Below are 21,374 nucleotides of genomic sequence, written 5' to 3' on the forward strand. Positions count from 1 at the left end.
GGAAATAATCCATATTTTTGTAAAAATTCCAAACGCAATGGACCGTACGATACTACATCTGGATCTGGACACATTTTTTGTGTCGGTGGAGCGAAAGCACGACAGCCGTCTTAATAACCGCCCCGTACTCGTTGGCGGCACCGGGGACCGGGGTGTAGTAGCGGCATGCAGTTATGAAACCCGACCGTTTGGCGTGCATTCCGGCATGTCCATGAAGATGGCGCGTATGCTTTGCCCCGAAGCGACGATCATTCGCGGCGAAGCCGGGATTTATTCCAAGGAGTCGAAACTTGTGTCGGAGATCATTGCGGATACGGTGCCCGTTTTCGAAAAAGCCAGCATTGATGAATTTTATGCCGACCTGTCCGGGATGGACAAGTTTTTCGGCACTTATCAGCTTGCTACCAACCTGAGAGAGCGCATCAAACGTGAGAGCGGCCTTCCTATTTCCTGCGGCCTTTCGACCAGTAAAGTCGTGTCTAAGGTCGCGACCGGCGAGGCAAAACCGGACAATCACAAGAAGATCGAAGCAGGAACAGAAAAAAGCTTTCTGGCGCCCATGCACGTGCAAAAGATCCCGATGGTCGGGGACAAGACGAACAAGATCCTCTACGACATGGGTGTCAAATATGTGAAAACGATACAGGAAATGCCGGTGGAAATGATGGGCGAAATATTGGGTAAAAACGGCATTCTGCTCTGGAACCGCGCAAATGGGCTCGACAACTCTCCTATCATTCCGTTTCATGAGCGCAAATCTATCTCGAATGAGCGGACTTTCGGCAAAGACACCGGCGACGTGAAGCGAATGCGCGAAATGCTGCGTGCGATGGGTGAAAATCTGGCTTACCAGCTTCGGAATGGCAATAAACTCACTTCCTGCATTTCTGTTAAGATCCGGTATTCGGATTTTAATACGGTTTCCAAACAAGTGAAGATTCCTTACACATCTGCCGACCATACATTGATCCCTCAGATTGAAAGGTTATTCGATTTGCTGCATAACCGTCGAATGATGGTGCGGCTTGTAGGAGTCAATTTCAGTGATCTTGTTTCCGGCAGTCATCAGATCAACATGTTCGACGACTCTGAGGAGAAGTTAAATCTTTATCAGGCCATGGATTATATCCGAAACAGATACGGCACCGACAAGCGCGGAAACGCGATTCTAAGCTGGGGCACCACCATCGGCATCCCCAACATTTCCAGTATGGGAAACCCCTTCAACGGCGACCCACCCATCATCCCCGCACATCGGAATGCGTGAATTTACTCGACGAATAAGTTTATTTCCAAAATACCATGCTACTCAACTGTCACTCTTATTTCAGCCTTCGTTTTGGGACTATTCCGGAACAGGAATTGCTTCAAATAAGCAGGGAAAACGGTTATGGCTGCATTGCACTGACCGATATTAATAACACATCCGGCTGCCTGAACTTCATCAGAATGGCGCCGAAATATGACATTAAACCAATCGTAGGAATTGATTTTCGTAATGGAATGCAGCAGCAATATGTAGGGTTAGCTAAAAATAACGCCGGGTTTCAGGAGCTGAATGCTTTCCTGTCAAGACATTCTTTATTGAAAGAAGCATTCCCGGATGAAGCACCGGAGCTGGAAAATGCGGTGTTCATTTATCCCTTTGAAAAACTATTTGCTACTAAAAAAGAAACGTTGCTACCCAATGAGTTCATTGGCATTGCGCAAAAAGACTTGAACAGAATACGCTTTTCACCATTATATAAGCATAAGGAAAAGTTTGTGGTTATGCAGCCGCTGAGTTTTCGCAACAAGCGCGATTTCAACATGCACAGGCTATTGCGGTCGATCGATGAAAACACATTGCTAAGCAAGCTTTCACCTGCTGAAACGGGCGAAGAATCCGAGCAAATCATGCCGTTGAAGGTTTTAGAATATCACTTCAAGGAAAAAGATCTTGATTTCATTATCCATAACACCGAAAAACTGATGGAGGAATGCAGCATTCATTTCAATTTCGGTGATGACCGGGAGCATCAGAATCTGCGGGTTTATGGTGAAAGCGCAAAAGACGATTACCAAAAACTGACGTCACTCAGTTATCAGGCACTGGGCTATCGATACGGTGCGCATGTAACGGACGAGATTTTTGACCGGATCGCTATGGAACTCGATCTCATCCAGAAGCAGAATTTCGTGCCGTTTTTCCTGGTTAACCATGACATTGTCAGCTATGCGCGACGGAAAGGCTATTATTATGTAGGTCGCGGAAGCGGCGCGAACAGCATTGTGGCTTATCTGCTAAACATTACGAATGTTGACCCTATAGAGCTGGACCTTTATTTTGAACGTTTCATCAACCTCCACCGTAAAAATCCGCCCGATTTCGACATAGACTTTTCGTGGCGCGACCGCGAGGACGTGACACAATACATTTTCGACATTTTCGGAAAAAATGGGCAGGCATCGTTGCTGGCGACTTACAGCACATTCCAGCACAGTGCGGCCGTGCGCGAGTTAGGCAAAGTTTTCGGTTTGCCTACTTATGAGATCGATGCGCTGAGCAATGGAAAATTTGACCCGAAAAAACTGGATCAGATTTCGGGGCTGGTCATCAAGTATGCGGGTTATTTGCAGGATAATAATCAGCCGAACCATTTGAGCATTCACGCGGGCGGAATCCTCATTTCGGAAAGGCCTATCCATTATTTTACCGCAACCGATGTGCCACCCAAAGGCTTCCCTACCACGCAATTCGACATGGTGATTGCGGAAGATGTGGGACTAAACAAGTATGACATTCTTGCGCAGCGCGGATTGGCCAAGATCAAGGAAACTTTGGAAGTGATCCGATACAATCGCCCTGAGGAGCAGCCCATTGACATCGACGATGTCAAAAAATTCAAGACTGACCCAAAAATCAACGAGCTCATCAAGCAGGCGCAATGCATTGGTTGCTTTTATGTGGAATCGCCTGCTATGCGCATGCTTTTACGCAAGTTGGAGGTGGATAACTATCTCGGTCTGGTGGCGGCAAGCTCCATTATCAGGCCTGGCGTGGCGAAAAGCGGCATGATGCGCGAATACATTTTGCGGCACCAAAATCCTGAGAAAATCCAGGAAGCACATCCTGAACTATTAAAATTAATGCCCGAAACGTACGGCATTATGGTTTATCAGGAAGATGTGATCAAGGTTGCGCACTATTTTGCCAAGCTTACATTGGGCGAAGCCGATGTGATCAGGCGTGGAATGAGCGGCAAATTTCGCGGGCGCGATGAGTTTGAGCGTGTGAAGAAAAAGTATTTCAAAAACTGCTCGGATATGGGTTATGCCCCGCAAACGACACAGGAAATCTGGAATCAGATCGCCAGTTTTGCCGGCTACGCATTTGCGAAGGGACATTCTGCGTCCTATGCAGTGGAAAGTTACCAAACCCTTTTCCTGAAAGCCTATTATCCATTGGAATATATGGTCGCCGTGCTGAATAACGGCGGAGGCTTTTACGCACCGGAATTATATCTGCACGAGGCCCGCATGATGGGCGCGACCATCATGGCGCCTTGCGTGAACAACAGCAATGCGCAAGCCGTGATCAAGGGAAAGGACATTTATCTGGGATTACAGTTTTTGAATGAAATTGAAGAAAAAACGATCCTGAAAATTGTGTCGGCGCGCGAGCAGGATGGCGTGTACACATCCTTGAATAATTTCATTGATCGCGTGGCCATTTCAATCGAGCAATTGACAATCCTGATCCGCATTGACGCATTCAGATTTACGGGAATTAACAAAAAAACATTGCTTTGGAAAGCGCATTTCCGACTTAGCAAAACACCGGCAAAAGTCCCGCAGAAGCAGTTGTTTCATACGGAAGTGAAAGATTATCAGCTCCCGACGTTCCACTCTTCGCCGATTGACGATGCATATGATCAGATAGAATTACTGGGTTTTGCATTATGCAGCCCTTTCGATCTTTTGAAAAATGCGCTGCCGAAAAGCGTCATGAGCAAAGACCTCCATGCTTACGTTAATCGCGAAGTGGTGCAATATGGGTATCTCGTAGCAGTTAAAAACACACGGACGGCGAGGGGTGAAACCATGCAATTCGGCACTTTTCTGGATCAGGAAGGGCATTTCATTGATACGGTGCATTTTCCACAGGTCGCAGCGAAGTTTAATTTTTCTGTAAAAGGTGTTTATAAAATCCGTGGCGTAGTCACAGAAGAATTTGGGTTTTTAACGATTGAAGTGATTGAAATTACAAGGATGGACTCCGCAACGCGTTAAGGTTATAGAAAGGGAAATTTTATTACGTTTTCATCCGGCTTTCGCTGGTTAAAGCATTACCTTGACTCATCTTAATATTTCTCTACAAAACGAATATGACAAAGCGAATCCATCTTATCCTTGCGCTTGCCTGCATTTTTTCGGCATGCACAAAGAAGGAATCTGAATCCTCCTCAGCGACAGAAAACACTGCTCAGCCTGTTTCTGAATGCTACGCTTACGCGACCGACAAGGACTCTGCCTTCCTGCATATTGAAATGACAGCTGACAACATTGTGACCGGGGAATTGGAATATAGCTTATTCGAAAAAGATAAAAACCGGGGCAAAATTGAGGGTAAAATCAATGGTGACACATTGCGGGCCGATTACCAATTCATGTCCGAGGGCGTAGCATCCACACGTGAAGTGGTGTTTCTAAAAAAGGATGGCAACTGGGTCGAAGGATTCGGGCCGGTGGATGAAAAAGACGGCGGCATGAGGTTCAGCGACAGATCTAAGTTGGATTTCACCAATGGCCTTACGTTTAGAAATGCTAAGTGTCGCTGATTTCGAAAAAGTCGTAAGTTTTTTAAATATCTTTCGCTCTTCTGAGTGCATTAATTAAAATAAAAACAATGAAAAAGGCGCTGATCGCTTTATATATCGCGGGATTTGGAATGGGCCCGCTGACTATTTCTTTTGCCCAGGATCTTTCGACCCAAAAAGTCCCGCTTGATCCGGGTGTGCGGACAGGAAAACTTAAAAACGGCCTGACTTACTATATCAGAAAGAATGCTGAGCCTAAAAACCGTGCAGAATTACGTCTTGCTGTAAAGGCAGGATCGGTCCTGGAAACGGATGCGCAACAAGGATTGGCGCATTTCATGGAGCATATGAACTTCAATGGCACGACCAATTTCCCTAAAAATGAACTGGTTAACTTCCTTCAAAAGACCGGTGTGCGCTTCGGGGCGGATTTGAATGCTTATACGGGTTTCGACGAAACTGTTTATATGCTGCCTATTCCTACTGATTCGGCCGGATTGCTGGACAAAGGCCTTCAAGTGCTGGAAGACTGGGCGCACGGCGCCTTGCTGGATCCTGCCGAAATTGAAAAAGAGCGCGGCGTTGTGCTGGAAGAGTCGAGAATGGGACGCGGTGCGCAACAGCGTATGCGGGATAAATTCCTGAAAGTAATCCTCAATAATTCGCGCTATGCGGAGCGGCTGCCGATTGGAAAAGACAGCATTCTTAAAAGCTTCAAACCGGAGACAATTACAGCATTTTACAAGGATTGGTATCGCCCTGACCTGATGGCCGTTATAGCTGTCGGTGATTTTGATGTGGATAAAGTGGAAGCTACGATCAAGCAGAAATTCGGTTCAATGCCTGCGCCTGTCAATGCTAAGAAGCGGACAAAATATACCATCCCACTGGATGGATCAACACAGGTGGCCATCGTGACAGATCCGGAATATCCGCAGAATCTGATTCAGCTTATTTACAAGCAGCCCAACAGCAAAGAGAGAACATTGAAAAATGTGCGGGACAACTTCGCGCAGGGATTGTATAATTCAATGATGGCGCAGCGCATGCAGGAGCTTACCCAAAAAGCGAATCCACCTTTTCTGTACGGAGACAGCCAGTATGGCGACTTCCTGGGTGACCTCGATTCTTATACTTCGATAGCATTGGCCAAAGATGCCGCTTCGATGAAAACTGCTTTGACCGCATTACTTGAAGAAAACGCACGTGTGCAGAAATTTGGCTTCACACAGCCGGAATTGGATCGGGCAAAAAAAGATTTTTACAACTCCATTGAGCAGTACTATAAAGAACGGGATAAGACTAAGTCGGCAAATCATGTTCAGGAATATCTGGACCATTTCCTGCACGAGGAGCCTTATATGAGCGCAGAGGCTTATTTTGAATTTGTAAAAAAACATTTGGAAGGCGTCTCACTGGCGGAAATCAATGCGCTTGCCAAAAAATACATTACAGACAAAAACAGGGCCGTAGTGGTCATGGGGCCCGAAAAGAGTAAGGACGAGCTGCCTAAGGAAGCCGAAATCCGGAAGCTGTTGCTTGAAGCAGGCAAAGATGTAACTGCCTATGTGGATGACGTCGTTGACTCTCCCCTCTTGCCTGCCGAACCAAAACCCGGGAAGGTGGTCAGCGAAAAGCAGTTGGATAAGCTGGGCGTTACCGAGCTTACATTGTCAAACGGTGTAAAGATTTTGCTGAAACCGACAGATTTTAAAAATGATGAAATCCTGATCAAGGCAACCGGTAAAGGAGGCTATTCGCTATTTCCGGAAGAACGTGAAACGGGTATTTTCGCCAGTTATCTGATTCAATCTGGCGGTGTAGGGCCTTATAACCAAACGCAACTTCAAAAATTCCTGGCTGGAAAAACGGCCAGTGCCGGGCCTTACCTGAGCGAGCTCACCGAGGGAATGGGCGGCAGCACTAATCCGAAAGACCTGGAAACGACATTGCAACTGATATACGCCTACTTCACAGCACCGAGGAAAGATGCGGACGTGGTAACCGGGATCTTGGCGAACCAAAAGGCCTATCTCGAAAACATGCAAAAAACGCTTACGCCTGAGAAAGTCTATTCCGATTCCCTGAATGGCGTCCTGACCAGCTATAACCCGAAACGCAGACCATTGAAGCCGGAAAGCATTGACAAGGTGAATTTGGATCGTGCGGTCGAAATGTACAAAGACCGCTTTGCAGATGCATCCGATTTCGTGTTTACGTTCGTAGGTGCATTCAAGCCGGAAGAAATTAAGCCGCTGCTCGAAAAATACATTGGCGGGCTGCCTTCAACCGATCGTGATGATACATTTAAACACCCCAACATTTTCCCTCCGAAAGGGACTATTGACAAAACAATCTACAAGGGTTTAGAGCCCAAAAGCCGCGTTACACTGATTTCAAGTGGTGAATTTGAATATAGCCCTGAAAACAATATGCAGATCGAAGCATTGCAGGAAGTGCTGCAAATCAAGCTCATAGAGGCATTACGCGAAGAAGAAAGTGGTGTGTATGGCGTAAGTGTTTCAGAAAGCACTGACAAATTTCCCTCAGGACATTACCGGTTCAGCATTGGTTTTGGATGCGCGCCTGAGAATGTGGACAAGCTTGTGAAACGCGCGAGAGAGGAAGTGAACAAGGTGAAGCAGAACGGTGCTGATCCAAAAGACATTGAAAAATTTGTAGCGGAAACACAACGTAAAACGGAAACTGCGCTGAAAACCAACAACTTCTGGCTGAATTACCTGGATGATAACACATTCCTGGGCGACGATCTGAACGAGATTTTCATGCAGGACAAATTATTGAAATCCATCACCGTTGCCAGCACCAAAGTCTCGGCTGAAAAGTATTTCAATGACGAAAACTTCATCAAGGTTGTGCTTATGCCTGAAAAGAAGTAACCTAATATGCTGACATGAAGGAAGATGCAGAGCTTACTGCATCTTCCTCAGTCGGTAAAGCAGCTCCCCTAGCCCATTAATCTGGATTTCATACATGGTGCTGAGCAACATTCCGAGCTTACCTGCCGGAAATCCCTGCCGCTGAAACCATTCCAGATATGAAACCGGCAGATCGGCAATCAATGTATCCTTGTATTTCCCGAAAGGCATTTTGTATTTCAAGAGCTCCTTCAAAATGGCCGGATCGGGCACTTGCATTTCTTCCATAAACAATGTTTTAAGATTCGTTTGCTGCGCGAAGTTTCAGAATAAGGCTTGTTTTCATATCGAAAAGACCTTTTTCCAAACCGACAGGATAAGTGTGCGGGTTCACAAATCGCTTAATGCCTTTGTGAAAGTTGGAAAGCTGTTCCTGAACGCGGTCTCTCGTTTCATGAACGGAAGGCATTTTATAAACCAGATAACCTTTAACAAAAATCGGCACCAGCAAGTCTTCAAAAGATGTGCTTTCTGAAAATGAACGGTTTCTGGTGAAATCATAAGGATCCACCATGGTCGCTTTGCCGGTTGCAGGTGTTTCGATGTTAAAAATCATGTCAGATACAAATCCTTTGGTATCCTTGAAACGGCGCACCTGCTGGATGCCGGGCGTGGAAACCTTGATAGCCTGTTCTGAAAGTTTTAACTTATAATCCCATTCACCTGATTCCGAACGGATTGCAGCAAGCTTGTATACACCGCCCAATGCAGGCTGATCATAGGCCGTCACGAGTTTTGTGCCTATTCCCCAAACATTGATCTTTGCACCCTGGATCTTCAAACTGTCCATAATGTGCTCGTCAAGATCATTGCTGGCCACAATGTTGGTTTTTTCAAACCCTGCATCATCGAGGAGCTTCCGCGCTTCGATGCTCAAATAAGCCAAATCGCCCGAATCAAGCCGGATCCCGCCCAAGTCATACCCGCGCTCGCGAAGCAGATTACCCACTTTGATCGCATGCCGAACACCATTGAGTGAGTCGTAGGTGTCCACGAGCAGCGTTACATTGTTGGGCATATATTGCGCATACGTTTCAAAAGACTCCAATTCACTGTTAAATGACATAACCCAGCTGTGCGCGTGCGTGCCCTTTACAGGAATGTCGTACAGTTTACCGGCCAGGACATTCGACGTCGCATCAAAACCACCAATGTAGGCGGCCCGGCTTGCCGTTACGCCACCGTCAGGACCTTGCGCTCGTCGCAAACCAAATTCAAGCAGTGTATCGTCCTTGGCAACCAGGCGCATCCTGGCAGCTTTTGTGGCGATGAGCGATTGGAAATTTATGAGATTTAAAAGAGGCGTTTCCAGCAACTGACATTGTAAAATTGGCCCCTGGATGCGTAAAAGCGGCTCATTCGGGAAGACAGTGGTTCCTTCGGGTATTGCGTCGATGCTGCATGCGAATTCAATGTTTTTGAGATAATCCAAAAAACCTGGCTCAAACAGTTTTTCGCCGTCATTTCCTGTAATGGAGCCGACGTAGGCAAGATCCTCCTCGCTAAACCGGTATTCGCTCAGGTAATCAACAACGCTGCTGAGCCCACAGGCAATGGTGAAGCCGCCCTGAAACGGATGTTTTCTGAAATAAAGATTGAAAACCGCTTCCTGCTCGGCCTTTCCCGCTTTCCAATAGCCATAAGCCATTGTAAGTTGATACAGATCAGTGAGTAAGCTTAGTGAAGTGTTGTATAACTGATTAATCATCCCGCATTTTGACACAATATGAAGGGCCTAATTAATAAAATTAATTGACACATCAATAAGCCATTTGTCTGTAAGCGGAGTAAGGAGTTGACCAGCCTGTCAGTCATATCGCATTTTTTGCATAAATTTTCAATAACGTGCCTGCATTTTTACCAATCGCTTTGATTTAAATAAAAACAATTCTGCTTGGCTGATAATCAGCTATTTAAATTAAACATTTCCTATTTTACGTGTGACATTACCTATAAACGTTAAGTGCCTCAATTCTTCCGATTGGTCTGAAAAATGATCTTTTGAACCCTTATAAATCGTATGTCTCTGGACAAAGGAGGTTTTTGTTCACTAAAACAACATTTATGAACGAATCAATTGACACGCGGATCCGGGCTGTTGCATTGAATATCAGGAAGATCAGGGAGTACAGGAATTACACACAGGAGTATCTGGCGATGAAGCTGGGCATTTCACAAAATGCATATAGTAAGATTGAATTGGGTTACACGCGCATTACACTGGAACGTCTCATACAGATCTCACACATTCTGGACGTAGATACGGTCAATCTGCTAAGCGCAAACGCGGAAGATCTGGTGCGGCTGCACACTTCGAAATGATGTAGCATTGCATGAAAGCAAAAAAGGGCTGTTTCGCGATGAAACAGCCCTTTTTTATGTCTTCTCTTAAATATCAGATTGCTTCCAGAATGCGCTCGATAGCAACCTGATAGCCAATCTTTTCTTTTAATTCGCTGATAGCAACGCGCTCCTGCTCCATTGTGTCGCGGTGGCGGATCGTTACCGTGTCGTCTTCCATAGTTTGATAATCCACCGCAATGCAGAATGGCGTTCCGATCAGATCCTGGCGGGTATAACGTTTGCCGATGGCCGCGCCGTCATCATAAGTGGTGCGGAAAGACGATTTCAGTGAGTTGGCAATCGCCTGCGCTTTTTCAGCCAACCCGTCCTTCTTAACCAGAGGAAGCACTGCCACTTTGAATGGTGCCAGGGCAGGATGCAGCTTCAAATAAGTTCTCTCCTTCACATTATCGCCTTCTCCTACCGTCTCAACAGTATAAGCATTGCAGAATGTAGCCAGGAAAAGCCTGTCCGCCCCTACCGAAGTTTCAACCACATACGGAATGTAGTTTCCGTAAGGCTTACCATTTTCGTCCAGGTCCGAATCGAAATATTGTTGTTTCTTTTTCGACAATTCCTGGTGGTTTCTCAGGTCGAAATCTGTTCTTGAATGGATCCCTTCCATCTCCCTGAAACCAAACGGGAACTGGTATTCAATGTCGACAGCCGCGTTTGCATAATGCGCCAGCTTTTCATGGTCGTGGAATTTCAATTTTTCCGCAGGCAAGCCAATCGCTTTATGGAACTTCATCCTGGCTTCTTTCCAGCTCTCATACCAAGCCATTTCGGTGCCAGGGCGGATGAAAAATTGCATTTCCATTTGTTCAAATTCCCGCATACGGAATGTAAACTGACGCGCAACGATCTCATTTCTAAAAGCTTTTCCAATTTGCGCAATCCCGAAAGGAATCTTCATCCGGCCGCTTTTCTGCACATTCAGAAAGTTGACAAATATTCCCTGAGCCGTTTCCGGACGCAGGTAAATCAGGTTCGAATCCTCTGCAACCGAGCCAACCTGCGTACTGAACATCAGGTTAAACTGACGCACTTCCGTCCAGTTGGCAGTTCCCGAAACCGGGCATTTAATATTTTCTGCAATGATCAGTTCACGAACGCCGTTCAAATCTTCGGCACTCAGCAAACGGCCCATTTCAGCCAGCAAAGCCTGTCCTTTTCCAGCCTGGCCTTCCGCCTCATATTGTTCCGCTTTTCCTTCCAGCAGCTGATCCGCACGATAACGCTTTTTAGAATCCTTGTTATCGATCATCGGATCATTAAAACCATCCACGTGACCGGAAGCTTTCCAGGTCAGCGGATGCATAAATATAGCCGCATCAATGCCCACAATGTTGTCGTGCAGCTGCGTCATGGCTTTCCACCAAGCCGCTTTCAGGTTATTTTTCAACTCAACACCATTCTGACCGTAGTCATAAACAGCTTGCAATCCATCATATATTTCAGAAGAGGGAAACACAAAACCGTATTCTTTGGCATGTCCAACAATGTCTTGTAAAGAAGTAGCAGGTGCTTGGTTCATTCTATTTGGTTAAAAATCAATAAATAACAACAATTGAATCCACTAAAATCATCAATTGGGCAAAATTAGCGAATTTGCCGTCAATGCGGCAGGAAGGTTGGAAAATTTAGAGGTTCAAAGCGAAGGGCTTCCATTTGTTCTAACTCTATATATCGGTGTTTTCGATATGAGCAGGCTATCCAATTTGCTGCCGAAACTTCCATGAATTTCAAGATCATCGAATGTGACCTTTTCGTTAACAAGGATTTTAAGCACATCGTCACTTACATTCGCAAATTGCCTTGACCAACCGCTTCCAGGATCTCCACATAATGTTAAAAGCTCCAAGCCAGGCACATAATTTATAATGAACCTTCCATTTTTTTTTGATATTACTTCGTATGCCTCCCTGTCTTTTGCGCTGTTCTGATAATGAGCATACAATTCAGGAATAGCCTGTCGTCTTTGTGCTGCTCTATCCCCTTCTTCTAGATAAATAGTTGATATCACAGGATCTATTCTATCCCCGCATCCGGATAATAGCGTGACCATAATCAGAAACCACAATTGAAATTTCATAATCGTTTTAGAATAAGCAATGTGAAACTTAGCAACTCTTCTTAATTTGAATTCAAATTTACAAGATGCTGGTATGGGCCATAAAGATTGTTATACAAATTATTCCACGTATTCTGAACGTTTCCACCATGCAAGTTGAGAATGTCAGTCATTGTATGTTTTGAGCTCGAATTTGCACGTGAGACGAACGTATTTATAATTTCATCATTTTTTGGGATGGATCTGAAAGGCCCGAATCCCCATTTCGTTTCGCTTTCCATCCATACTCTTGCTGACATGTTGTTATGCAAATCCATTGCTTCCTTTTGAGTATGCACTTGGTTTCCATTATCATCCTGTTCGTGCTTTGAAGTTCCATCTTGCGTAAAATCTATCGCCTGATTTTCACTAACCGGGGAGCCTTTCAATATGTAACGAATTGATAATGCATTCCATGTTGCATGCTTAAAGGCGTTGGCTTTATTGTCATCATCATTATTACCAAATATACTTGGAGTCAAAAATTCGACATCTTTTGCGGCCTGAATATAATGCTGAGCAAGTCCCGGATTTAGCAGCAAATGATTCTTTTCAGGCTTCGTCAAAGATCCCGGTGATGGACCATTAGTCCTGGCATTTTTAGCGTTTTCCAACGCAATCACCTCCGCTACAACATCACGCTTGCATAGTGTCTGATAATAATCAAAGATGACAGCTCGCTTTTCGTTTGCTTCTAAATGCGTTTCAATGTCTGGAAAATCTCTGTAAATTCTTTCAAGATCTTTCTCCAAAACGCCCTCCTCCGAGTTGATAGTGGGATATTTAGCGTTTTGCGTTACTAAAATACGGAGTAGTTCTTCGTAGGTTATCAATGCTCTCTCACCGGAAGAGCGAACATTAGCATCTTGCGCCGCCTTTTCATAATAAGCATCAAATTCTTCCTGCGTTTGCCCGAAAAGTTCTTTTGGGAAATAGATAGGAATGATGACGCGCTCTCCCTTGAATTCAATCGTTTCTGCTTTTTCCGATGCATTTGGTGCCGACGTCTGTTCAAGTTTCGGATCATTACAAGACAAAATCGTGAAGCCAAAAATCAGCAAACTGGCAGCTTTTCCCAGATTTAATTTCATAAATTGTAACTGTTTAAATAGTGAAATATTATTTAAATGATTCATGTCCCGCCCTTCCGACGCCAATCTGGGGGCGGGACTTTATGCTGCAAGATATTTGACATTTATTAAGAAATAGCTTGGGACATTCAGTCAATTACCTGACGGCAGGCATGAGTGTCCGATCGGTATTTTTGGTGCAAGAAAATATTTGCAAAATCGGAGCGGTAATGTCCGAAACCGAACAAACTTTTACAAGAAAAATTGTTTAACATGTTGATTTTGAGCAAGTAACATGTATGGCATATTAGTTTTATAAGCTAAAACTATATTGCTTTTCAAATCCTGACTAATAACAACTTCATATCATGTTCCTTAATTACTTCAAAATCGCGCTTCGGAATTTCCGGAATCAAAGGCTGTTTAGCAGCTTGAATATCTTTGGGCTGGCGATTGGCATGGCGGCGGTTTGGCTGATGGTTTTGTATGTTGCCGATGAGCTGAGCTATGATCGTTTTCATGAGAAAGCGGACCGCATTTACCGGGTTACGCACGAAGCAAAATGGTCTACCGGCGGCTTCAAATTTGCGCCTACTTCGGCTCCATATGCTGCTGCGCTGCAAAACGATTATCCCGAAATTGAAAAGACGGCCAGAATCAGCACGGAAGGTGGCGGGACGATCACCTTTGCAGAAAAGAAGATAGAGGCTGGCAATATTTTCTTTACAGACCCTTCGATTTTTGGCATTTTCACTTATCCGCTGCTCTACGGCGATCCCAAAACAGCATTGCAGGGTTCGCAAAAAATAGTCCTTACTAAAAAATTGGCAGAGAAATTGTTTGGCGATGCTTCCGATGCTTTGGGGAAGACGGTTTTGTTTTCAAATAATTATCCAAATACCGTTACCGGCGTGCTTGCCGACGTGCCAGCTAATTCACATTTGAATTTTCAAGCATTGCGCTCGCTTCCTGAGAATTACACCTCTGGCTGGCAGCAATCGGATCTTTACACTTATATATTATTGAAAAACGGCGTCGACGCTGCGAAATTTGAGCATAAACTCGACGGATTTTTTACAAAATATCTCAAAAGCGAGCTTGGAAATGTGCAGTACAAAATGTCGTTACAGCCACTGACTTCCATCCACTTACACTCTGACCTTGAATATGAGATCGGCGCAAACGGAAACATTAACACGATTTATATCTTCTCTGTCGTCGCTGCGCTCATTCTCATCATTGCCTGCATTAATTACGTGAATCTTTACACGGCGCGCTCCATGAAACGGGTGCGTGAAGTGGGTGTCCGTAAGGCGGTTGGCTCGAAGCGCTCACAATTGGTTGCCCAATTCCTGACCGAATCATTTCTAATGACCATTTCAGCAGGGATCATCGGTGTGTTATTGGTAATGATTGCATTGCCTTTTTTCAATGAACTAGCGAATAAATCGTTGACAATGAGTTATGGTAATAGTTGGTCAACGGCTTTGGCAGCATTGGGATTTGTTGTGATCATCGGTCTGGTCAGCGGCGTTTACCCTGCCTTTATGCTGTCTGGATTTCGGCCGGTTATTGCTTTAAAAGGTCAGTTGGGCAGCCAGATCGGCGGTGCTCAGTTTCGTAAATCGCTGGTGGTTTTCCAATTTGCCGTAACCGTGATCATGATCGCTTGTTCCGGCATTGTATACCGACAATTATATTATGTTAATCATAAAGATCTGGGGTTTAATAAGGACCAGGTTTTGACATTTCATATCGATCGCGAAGAAACCAGGAGTCAGATCAATGCGATCAAGCAGAAACTAAACCAGAGCCCGCTTATCGAAAGCGTTGCTGCTGCAAGCAATCCGTTAGGGAACAATGGGTTAAGTTCCGGCGGTTTGTTCATAGAAACCGAGTCTGGTGAAATGCCCGGTTCGCCACAGGTAATCAAGCGATTTTCGGCAGATGGCGATTTTGTTAAAACATTGGAAATTAAACTTTTGCAAGGCAGAAGTTTTCACGACAACTCCCCGGCTGACCAAACTAACGCACTGCTGGTAAATGAAGCTCTGGTAAAAAAACAAGGCTGGAATGATCCGGTAGGCAAAAGGATCAGATATTTTATTGATGATAAAGGCACAACGAGGGAAGCAAAAGTGATTGGTGTGGTCGCCGATTTTCACACCTATTCTTTACAGCACAAGATTGAACCGCTGGCGATCCAGCTCCCGGCGCCATCGGACAAAGACAATGTTTACGTGCGCATCCAACGCGGAAAAACGCAGGAAGCGCTGGCTTACATTAGCAATGCTTACAAGCTTTTCGATCCCGAAGCCAAGCTTGATTTTCACTTTATCGACGAAAATTTTTCCAGACAATATCAGGCAGAACAAAAGCAGGGAAGTGTTTTGCTATCATTTGCAGTGTTGGCTGTCGTTATTGCTTGCCTGGGTTTGTTCGGGCTTGCAGCATTTGCCGCGGAAGCCAGAACTAAGGAAATTGGCGTCAGAAAAGTCCTGGGTGCCAGCGTGCAAAACGTCGTCTTGCTCCTATCGGGCGACTTTTTAAAATTGGTAATCATCGCCATCATAATCAGCATTCCTGTGGCAGTTTATGCCATGAAGGAATGGCTGAAAAGCTTTGAATATCAGGCTGGTTTATCGTGGTGGGTGTTTGCGTCGGCTGGTTTTATCGCATTGGTCATTGCGCTGCTCACAGTGAGTTTCCAGGCGCTCCGGGCTGCGCTGGTTAATCCGGTTGAATCATTAAAAAGCGAATAATATCGTAGTAAGCGCTGGGCGGCAAACCGTTAAAAATAGTTAAACGGCAGCTCAGCGAAAATCAGCGCCCGAAAATTTGGCTAGTTTTGGGAATGATCCAAAATTACTTCAAAATCGCCTGGCGTAACCTGCTCAAACGCAAGTTCTATTCACTGGTAATGATCTTCGGGCTGTCGGTCGGAATGACATTTACATTCCTCATTATGAGCTTCGTATGGGGTGAAATGAGGGTCAACAGCGACTTGCGAAATGCGGACAATCAATACATTGTCCGCAGCAAATGGAAGAACCCGGATATGGGCATTGATATGGCGACGCTGGGTCCGCTTGGCGCAACGTTAAAAGCTGATTACCCGGGTTTGGTGGCGAATTTCTACCGTTACGACGGCATTACAGTTGCCGTTTCCAAAAACGATAAACATTTCCGTGAGGAGGTGCAGACGGGTGATTCAACATTGCTTGCCATGTATGGTTTTCCGCTGTTACACGGCGATGCCAAAACTGCATTGAACAGGAGCAATTCGGTGGCCATAACCGAGGAAAAAGCATTAAAATATTTTGGCAGAACAGATGTTTTGGGTGAAACATTAACCTTGCACAATTTCATCGGCGGTAAGCAGGAATTCCAGGTTACTGCCGTTTTGAAAACGCTTGGTAATAATTCTGTGAACAATCTGTTGCCGAAGCCTGTGGAAATTTTTATTCCGCTAAGCAGCTTGGATGGCCGAAAGGGCGCCGAAGATAATTGGGATTTCCCCTACATGATCACCTATATTGAGCTGCAAAACGGCATAACGCCGAAAGACCTTCAAAAGCCTGTTGCTCAAACTCTTGCGACGCACGGATCTGCAAATACAAAGGCCAATCTGGAAGTTTATCTCACGCCTCTCAAAGAATATTACCTCGACGCAAACAATGGATTAGTTCGGAAAATGATCTACACGCTCTCCGGCGTGACGCTTTTCATTTTGCTGATGGCCATTGTCAATTTCGTCAACATTTCCATTGGTAAATCCTCCTCTCGTTTGAAAGAAATTGGTGTTAGAAAAGTGCTGGGCAGTCAGAAAATGCAGCTGGTCGGTCAATTTCTTGCTGAATCCGTTATTCTTGCATTGCTAGCCATGCTTCTTTCGATCTTGTTTTACGAAATCTCGCGCGGAGCGTTTTCGGATATTTTGGGAAAACCATTGCCGTCTTCATTGGTATTGTTCCCTTATTCACTTGTTATGCCATTGTTGTGCGCATTGATAATTGGCTTAATGGCAGGTATTTACCCAGCTTTTGTACTTTCAGGCATCTCTTCAATCGACTCCATGAAGGGCAAACTCAAATCGATCAGGGAAAATGTGCTGTTGCGACGGGGGCTTGTTGCCTCGCAGTTTGTCATAGCCCTGTTTGTGTTTGCGGGCGCAGTCGTCATCGCTAAACAGGTCGATTATTTTTTCAACAAAAATCTGGGTTACAACAAGGAATCGCTCGTTTCCATTGCCGTTCCCCGCGATTGGACGCCAGAGGGACTAGCAAAAATGGAAGCCATCCGGGACCAGCTTTCGCAATTAAAGGAAGTAAGTAATGTGAGTCTGTCCTACGAAATCCCAAACGGAAACAACGGCGGGCACACCGGGCTATACAAGTCCGGCCAGGATTCGACACAGGCCATTCACACCCAATTTGTAAGCACAGACGAAAAATATGCCGACACTTACCAGATCAAAATCCTGGCTGGAAAGTTCTTTAATGCCAAACAAGGTGCATTTCAGGCCAACCGGATCGTGCTGAACCAGACTGCTGCGAAAGCCCTGGGTTTCGCAAATCCTCAAGACGCAGTTGGCCAGCAGGTAAGGGTCCATAATGTGCCTGGCATACTGACTGTTGACGGCGTTTCGGCAGATTTCAATTTCGCGTCTATGCATCAGGTTATCAAGCCATTGGGATTTTTTCACGTAAAAGAAGGAAACGCGTTCCGCTTCCTCACATTCCGCCTCAACCCGTCTAATTTGGGTGAATCCATGGCTGTTATTGAAAACAAATGGCGGGAGCTGATGCCCGATGCGCCGTTCGAATATGCATTTATGGATGACACGCTTCAAAAACTGTATCAATCTGAAATGCAGCTCAAAAAGGCATCGCAAATAGCGACCATTCTTTCTGTAGTGATTGTTTTACTCGGCGTCCTCGGCATGGTTTCACTCAATGTCGCCCGCCGAACGCGCGAACTGGGCATCCGCAAAGTCCTCGGCGCCTCGGAAATAGGCATTATCATGCTTTTTCTCAAAGAATTTTTGCTGGTAATGGCATTAGCCATGCTCATCTCCTTCCCCCTGGCATTCCTGACAATGAAACGCTGGCTGGAAACCTACGCCTACCGCATCCAGGTCGGCTGGGAACCGTTCGCCCTGGTCGGAACCGGATTTTGTCTGATTATCATTATCCTAGTCTGCCTGCAAACCACAAAAGCAGCATTAATGAATCCTGTTAAGAGCCTGCGGAGCGAGTGATGCGGGTTGGGGATTATCATCCGAAAGCATCTTATGATAATCCTGAGTTGAGTATTTTTTCTTGTCTAAAACTTCTTTCAATTCTTTTTGCAATCCCTGATCAAAATAATCCATCAACATCTTCCTAACTTCAAGTTCCTCTGACTCACTAATGCCCTGTTCGAAAAGCCTTAACAAGCTAATCTGCATATCATTAAGCCTGCTACTTCCACGAAATTGTTCCGATGTTGACACCATTTCCATCCTGATTTTACCAATGCAATTTACTAAATATCGCGATTTACTGAAACAAATTTAATCCTGCTTAAAACTAATAATGGTGTGGTAATGTAATTACTAAACAGATTTAAAAACCTCATAAAGAACATATTCATCACTTTCTACAAACTCATGAATGGATTGAGTTTTTGACAGTAATATCTCAGCTAGTGCGGAGGTTGAACAGTTTCCGGTTCTTATCCAGATCACTTTGGGAGGAATGGAAAAAAGATGAAGAAGGCGGACAAAATCGTCATCAATGGTAAGAACTGCATCATAGTTATTTTCACGGGCAAACATGAAAATTTTATGATCATCTGCATTAATCAGATCCAAACTCTTCACATGCTGAACCTCACTATAACCTTCTGAAATAAGAGGCAGTAACCGATGCGAAATGTTCTGATCTACTAATAACTTCATGCAGCAACATCGTAAAAGATTTTCTTTTGCTGATTCGCGGAGAATTCTAATGCAACCATAATATCCTCCTTTGTCAACTCCGGAAAGTCAGCAATAATATCTTCGAATGACATTCCAGAAGCGAGCCAGAGCAAAATATCCTCTACTGTAATCCGCATTTCACGGATGCACGGCTTTCCACTTCTTTTGCCTTCATCTATGCTGATAATGTTTTTATAGATATACATAACAGGATTCTATATGTTAAACAAAAATAGCAAATCTTTCCATAAGACTGCGCCCTAACTCAACCGCACGGAGAACAGATCCTTGGACCGCATATAAATGTAGCTGACGACGATGATGGTGAGGATGCCGCCGGCCATGACGGATGGGACTGTGCCGAATGCTTTGGCCATAACTCCCGATTCGAACGCGCCGAGTTCGTTGGAGGAACTTACGAAAATGCCGTTTACGGCGGCTACGCGTCCGCGCATTTCGTCCGGAGGATAAATGAGTAGGATTGTTTGTCGGACGATTACACTTACACTGTCAAAGACACCGGTAGCGAACAGGGCGGCGCAGGATAACATAAAATTGGTCGATAACGAAAAAATAATGGTGCAAACCCCAAAACCGGCCACGGCAATGAGCATATTTCGCCAGGCATTGTGCGTAGGCGGATAGTAAGCCATCGCAAACATTGTGAGCAGCGAGCCAATGGAAGGAGCCGCCCTGAGCAATCCCAACCCTTGCGGCCCGACTTTCAAAATATCTTCTGCAAAAACGGGCAAAATAGCCACCACACCGCCGAAAAGCACCGAAAAAAGATCCAGCGAAATCGCATATAACACAATCCTGGTGCGGAAAACAAACCGGAAACCTTCTTTCAGACTCTCTATAATAGGCGTAACAATCTTAGGAAATTCGGGGCGTGTTTTAATCATCCCTAACAAGATCCAGCAGACTACGAAGTTGCCGATCACAATCAGTAATGTGTTCGTAAGGCCCATGTAAGCGTAAAGAAAACCGGCTATGGCCGGACCGGTAATAGATCCAGCCTGTGAAAATGAGCTGCTCCAGGTGGATGAATTGTGATAGATCACCCTGGGCACAAGAAATGGTTTCAGCGAACTCGAAGCTGGTGAGTAAAAGCCTTTTGCAAAACCTATTAAGGCAAAAACAGCATATATGACGATCAAATGCTGCGTCTCCGAAAGCCTGTCATAAATAAATGGTTGAAAGGCCATGTAAAGGATCACAGAACCCAGCAGAATCACCACCAAACTAATGTGCATGATCGTGATCTTGTTCTTCTGATCGGCTACATAACCCCCGAAAATGGAAGTTATCACAAAAGGGATTACCTGCGCGAGCCCAATCAATCCAAGCGCCAGCGGATCATGGGTAAGTTTGTAAAGTTCATACGCGACAATGACTTCCTGGATAAGGATGGACGCGGAAAAGAGAAATGAATTGGATATAAAAAACCGGAAGTCGGAATACCGGAGCGCTGCGTAGGGATCTTGGGAAGAAACTGTTTTCAATTCGTTAATTAGGTGTTCATTTTTGGTAACACGAATCTTTTACATTTCGTTTACAATGTTTTACAGGCCTTTTACGGCGTCTCTTTCATGTTGCCCTACATTTGGTTTAATCAAAAAACAGCCAACCTTTTAAGTCAAATGTTATGAAAAACAATCTCTGGAAAATCGTCGCGGCGCTGACCGTCATGTTTTCACTTCCGCCCTCTGTTGCGTTGCCTAAGGAAACGGTGGATGGTTTTTACTGGAACCCGGTTCTGCTGAATGGTCGCTCCGCAAGTCCTGCGCAATTGGCTGCCGCAAGTTCAGGTAAATTGTCGCTTGTAAGGTTTGATCCCCAATCCAGCCGGGTTACAAAAGTGGCATTCATGATTTACCTGAAAAGAGGCGGAAAGATCATCAATAATGATGCATATGCGCACAATAATGCGGTTCTGGAAGGTGACATTTACGAAGTTCTGAAACCCGCACAAGCCGGCGATCAGCTGATCATTGATCCCGTCGATAAAGAGGCTCAGATCGATCGGCGCGTGATCACCGTGCGCAGCGGTCAGTTGACACCGCAATTCAAATGGTTTGGTTTTTACAAAAAAGGCGATGGCTGCTGATTCGTGATGGATTATGTTAAATTTGTTTATCCTCTTTA

17 protein-coding genes are annotated in these 21,374 nt (G+C 45.1%); 8 read left to right on the forward strand and 9 right to left on the reverse strand.

Annotated elements, in window-relative coordinates; genetic code table 11:
* Positions 1-37 precede the first annotated feature (37 nt).
* The 4 genes from NFI80_RS12630 to NFI80_RS12645 all read left to right on the forward strand — a co-directional run bounded on the left by NFI80_RS12630 (position 38) and on the right by NFI80_RS12645 (position 7,699).
* Positions 38-1,267 (forward strand): DNA polymerase Y family protein, encoded by a 1,230-nt coding sequence (locus NFI80_RS12630; RefSeq protein WP_235162854.1) that lies wholly within the window; start codon positions 38-40, stop codon positions 1,265-1,267.
* 35 nt (positions 1,268-1,302) lie between these two features.
* Positions 1,303-4,272, forward strand: a complete 2,970-nt coding sequence (locus NFI80_RS12635; protein WP_235162853.1) for a DNA polymerase III subunit alpha — start codon at positions 1,303-1,305, stop codon at positions 4,270-4,272.
* 95 nt (positions 4,273-4,367) lie between these two features.
* Positions 4,368-4,820, forward strand: coding sequence for a hypothetical protein (locus NFI80_RS12640; RefSeq protein WP_235162852.1), 453 nt, complete (start codon positions 4,368-4,370; stop codon positions 4,818-4,820).
* A 68-nt stretch (positions 4,821-4,888) separates the two neighbouring features.
* Positions 4,889-7,699, forward strand: a complete 2,811-nt coding sequence (locus NFI80_RS12645) for a M16 family metallopeptidase (protein ID WP_235162851.1) — start codon at positions 4,889-4,891, stop codon at positions 7,697-7,699.
* A gap of 33 nt (positions 7,700-7,732) precedes the next feature.
* Here NFI80_RS12645 and NFI80_RS12650 read toward each other — a convergent pair whose 3' ends face one another.
* Positions 7,733-7,966 (reverse strand): DUF3820 family protein, encoded by a 234-nt coding sequence (locus NFI80_RS12650; RefSeq protein ID WP_026632347.1) that lies wholly within the window; start codon positions 7,964-7,966, stop codon positions 7,733-7,735.
* 10 nt (positions 7,967-7,976) lie between these two features.
* A complete protein-coding gene (locus NFI80_RS12655) occupies positions 7,977-9,446 on the reverse strand; it encodes a nicotinate phosphoribosyltransferase (RefSeq protein WP_235162850.1) in 1,470 nt (489 codons plus the stop codon).
* A 356-nt stretch (positions 9,447-9,802) separates the two neighbouring features.
* On the opposite strand from NFI80_RS12655, the gene NFI80_RS12660 reads away from it, so the two are divergent.
* Positions 9,803-10,060, forward strand: a complete 258-nt coding sequence (locus NFI80_RS12660) for a helix-turn-helix domain-containing protein (protein ID WP_233795633.1) — start codon at positions 9,803-9,805, stop codon at positions 10,058-10,060.
* A gap of 73 nt (positions 10,061-10,133) precedes the next feature.
* Here NFI80_RS12660 and NFI80_RS12665 read toward each other — a convergent pair whose 3' ends face one another.
* The 3 genes from NFI80_RS12665 to NFI80_RS12675 all read right to left on the reverse strand — a co-directional run bounded on the left by NFI80_RS12665 (position 10,134) and on the right by NFI80_RS12675 (position 13,285).
* Positions 10,134-11,618, reverse strand: coding sequence for a glycine--tRNA ligase (locus NFI80_RS12665; RefSeq protein ID WP_235162849.1), 1,485 nt, complete (start codon positions 11,616-11,618; stop codon positions 10,134-10,136).
* A 114-nt stretch (positions 11,619-11,732) separates the two neighbouring features.
* Complete coding sequence (locus NFI80_RS12670) at positions 11,733-12,176, reverse strand: hypothetical protein (RefSeq protein ID WP_235162848.1); 444 nt, start codon at positions 12,174-12,176, stop codon at positions 11,733-11,735.
* 41 nt (positions 12,177-12,217) lie between these two features.
* Positions 12,218-13,285 carry a DUF6973 domain-containing protein gene (locus NFI80_RS12675; RefSeq protein ID WP_235162847.1) on the reverse strand — a complete coding sequence of 356 codons (1,068 nt, stop codon included), beginning with the start codon at positions 13,283-13,285 and terminating at the stop codon, positions 12,218-12,220.
* 347 nt (positions 13,286-13,632) lie between these two features.
* Here NFI80_RS12675 and NFI80_RS12680 point away from each other — a divergent pair, with 347 nt between their 5' ends.
* Positions 13,633-16,026 carry an ABC transporter permease gene (locus NFI80_RS12680; RefSeq protein ID WP_235162846.1) on the forward strand — a complete coding sequence of 798 codons (2,394 nt, stop codon included), beginning with the start codon at positions 13,633-13,635 and terminating at the stop codon, positions 16,024-16,026.
* A 92-nt stretch (positions 16,027-16,118) separates the two neighbouring features.
* Positions 16,119-18,524, forward strand: a complete 2,406-nt coding sequence (locus NFI80_RS12685; RefSeq protein WP_235162845.1) for an ABC transporter permease — start codon at positions 16,119-16,121, stop codon at positions 18,522-18,524.
* On the opposite strand, the gene NFI80_RS12690 is transcribed toward NFI80_RS12685, so the two are convergent.
* The 4 genes from NFI80_RS12690 to NFI80_RS12705 all read right to left on the reverse strand — a co-directional run bounded on the left by NFI80_RS12690 (position 18,489) and on the right by NFI80_RS12705 (position 20,731).
* Positions 18,489-18,761: a DUF8507 family protein gene (locus NFI80_RS12690; protein WP_235162844.1), complete on the reverse strand. Its 273-nt coding sequence runs from the start codon at positions 18,759-18,761 to the stop codon at positions 18,489-18,491. The genes NFI80_RS12685 and NFI80_RS12690 overlap by 36 nt on opposite strands.
* Before the next feature lie 99 nt (positions 18,762-18,860).
* The gene (locus NFI80_RS12695; protein ID WP_235158237.1) at positions 18,861-19,205 is read right to left on the reverse strand and encodes a DUF5615 family PIN-like protein; all 345 of its coding nucleotides are present in this window, start codon (positions 19,203-19,205) and stop codon (positions 18,861-18,863) included.
* Entirely contained in the window at positions 19,202-19,432 is a 231-nt protein-coding gene (locus NFI80_RS12700) for a DUF433 domain-containing protein (protein WP_233795624.1), read from the reverse strand. The genes NFI80_RS12695 and NFI80_RS12700 overlap by 4 nt, the downstream gene beginning before the upstream one ends.
* 54 nt (positions 19,433-19,486) lie before the next feature.
* On the reverse strand, positions 19,487-20,731 hold the full coding sequence (locus NFI80_RS12705; protein WP_233795623.1) for an MFS transporter: 1,245 nt from the start codon (positions 20,729-20,731) through the stop codon (positions 19,487-19,489).
* 143 nt (positions 20,732-20,874) lie between these two features.
* On the opposite strand from NFI80_RS12705, the gene NFI80_RS12710 reads away from it, so the two are divergent.
* Entirely contained in the window at positions 20,875-21,336 is a 462-nt protein-coding gene (locus NFI80_RS12710) for a hypothetical protein (RefSeq protein WP_235162843.1), read from the forward strand.
* Positions 21,337-21,374: the final 38 nt, after the last annotated feature.

It is taken from the genome of Dyadobacter chenhuakuii (assembly GCF_023821985.2).
In the GTDB taxonomy this organism is placed as follows: Bacteria; Bacteroidota; Bacteroidia; order Cytophagales; family Spirosomataceae; genus Dyadobacter; species Dyadobacter chenhuakuii.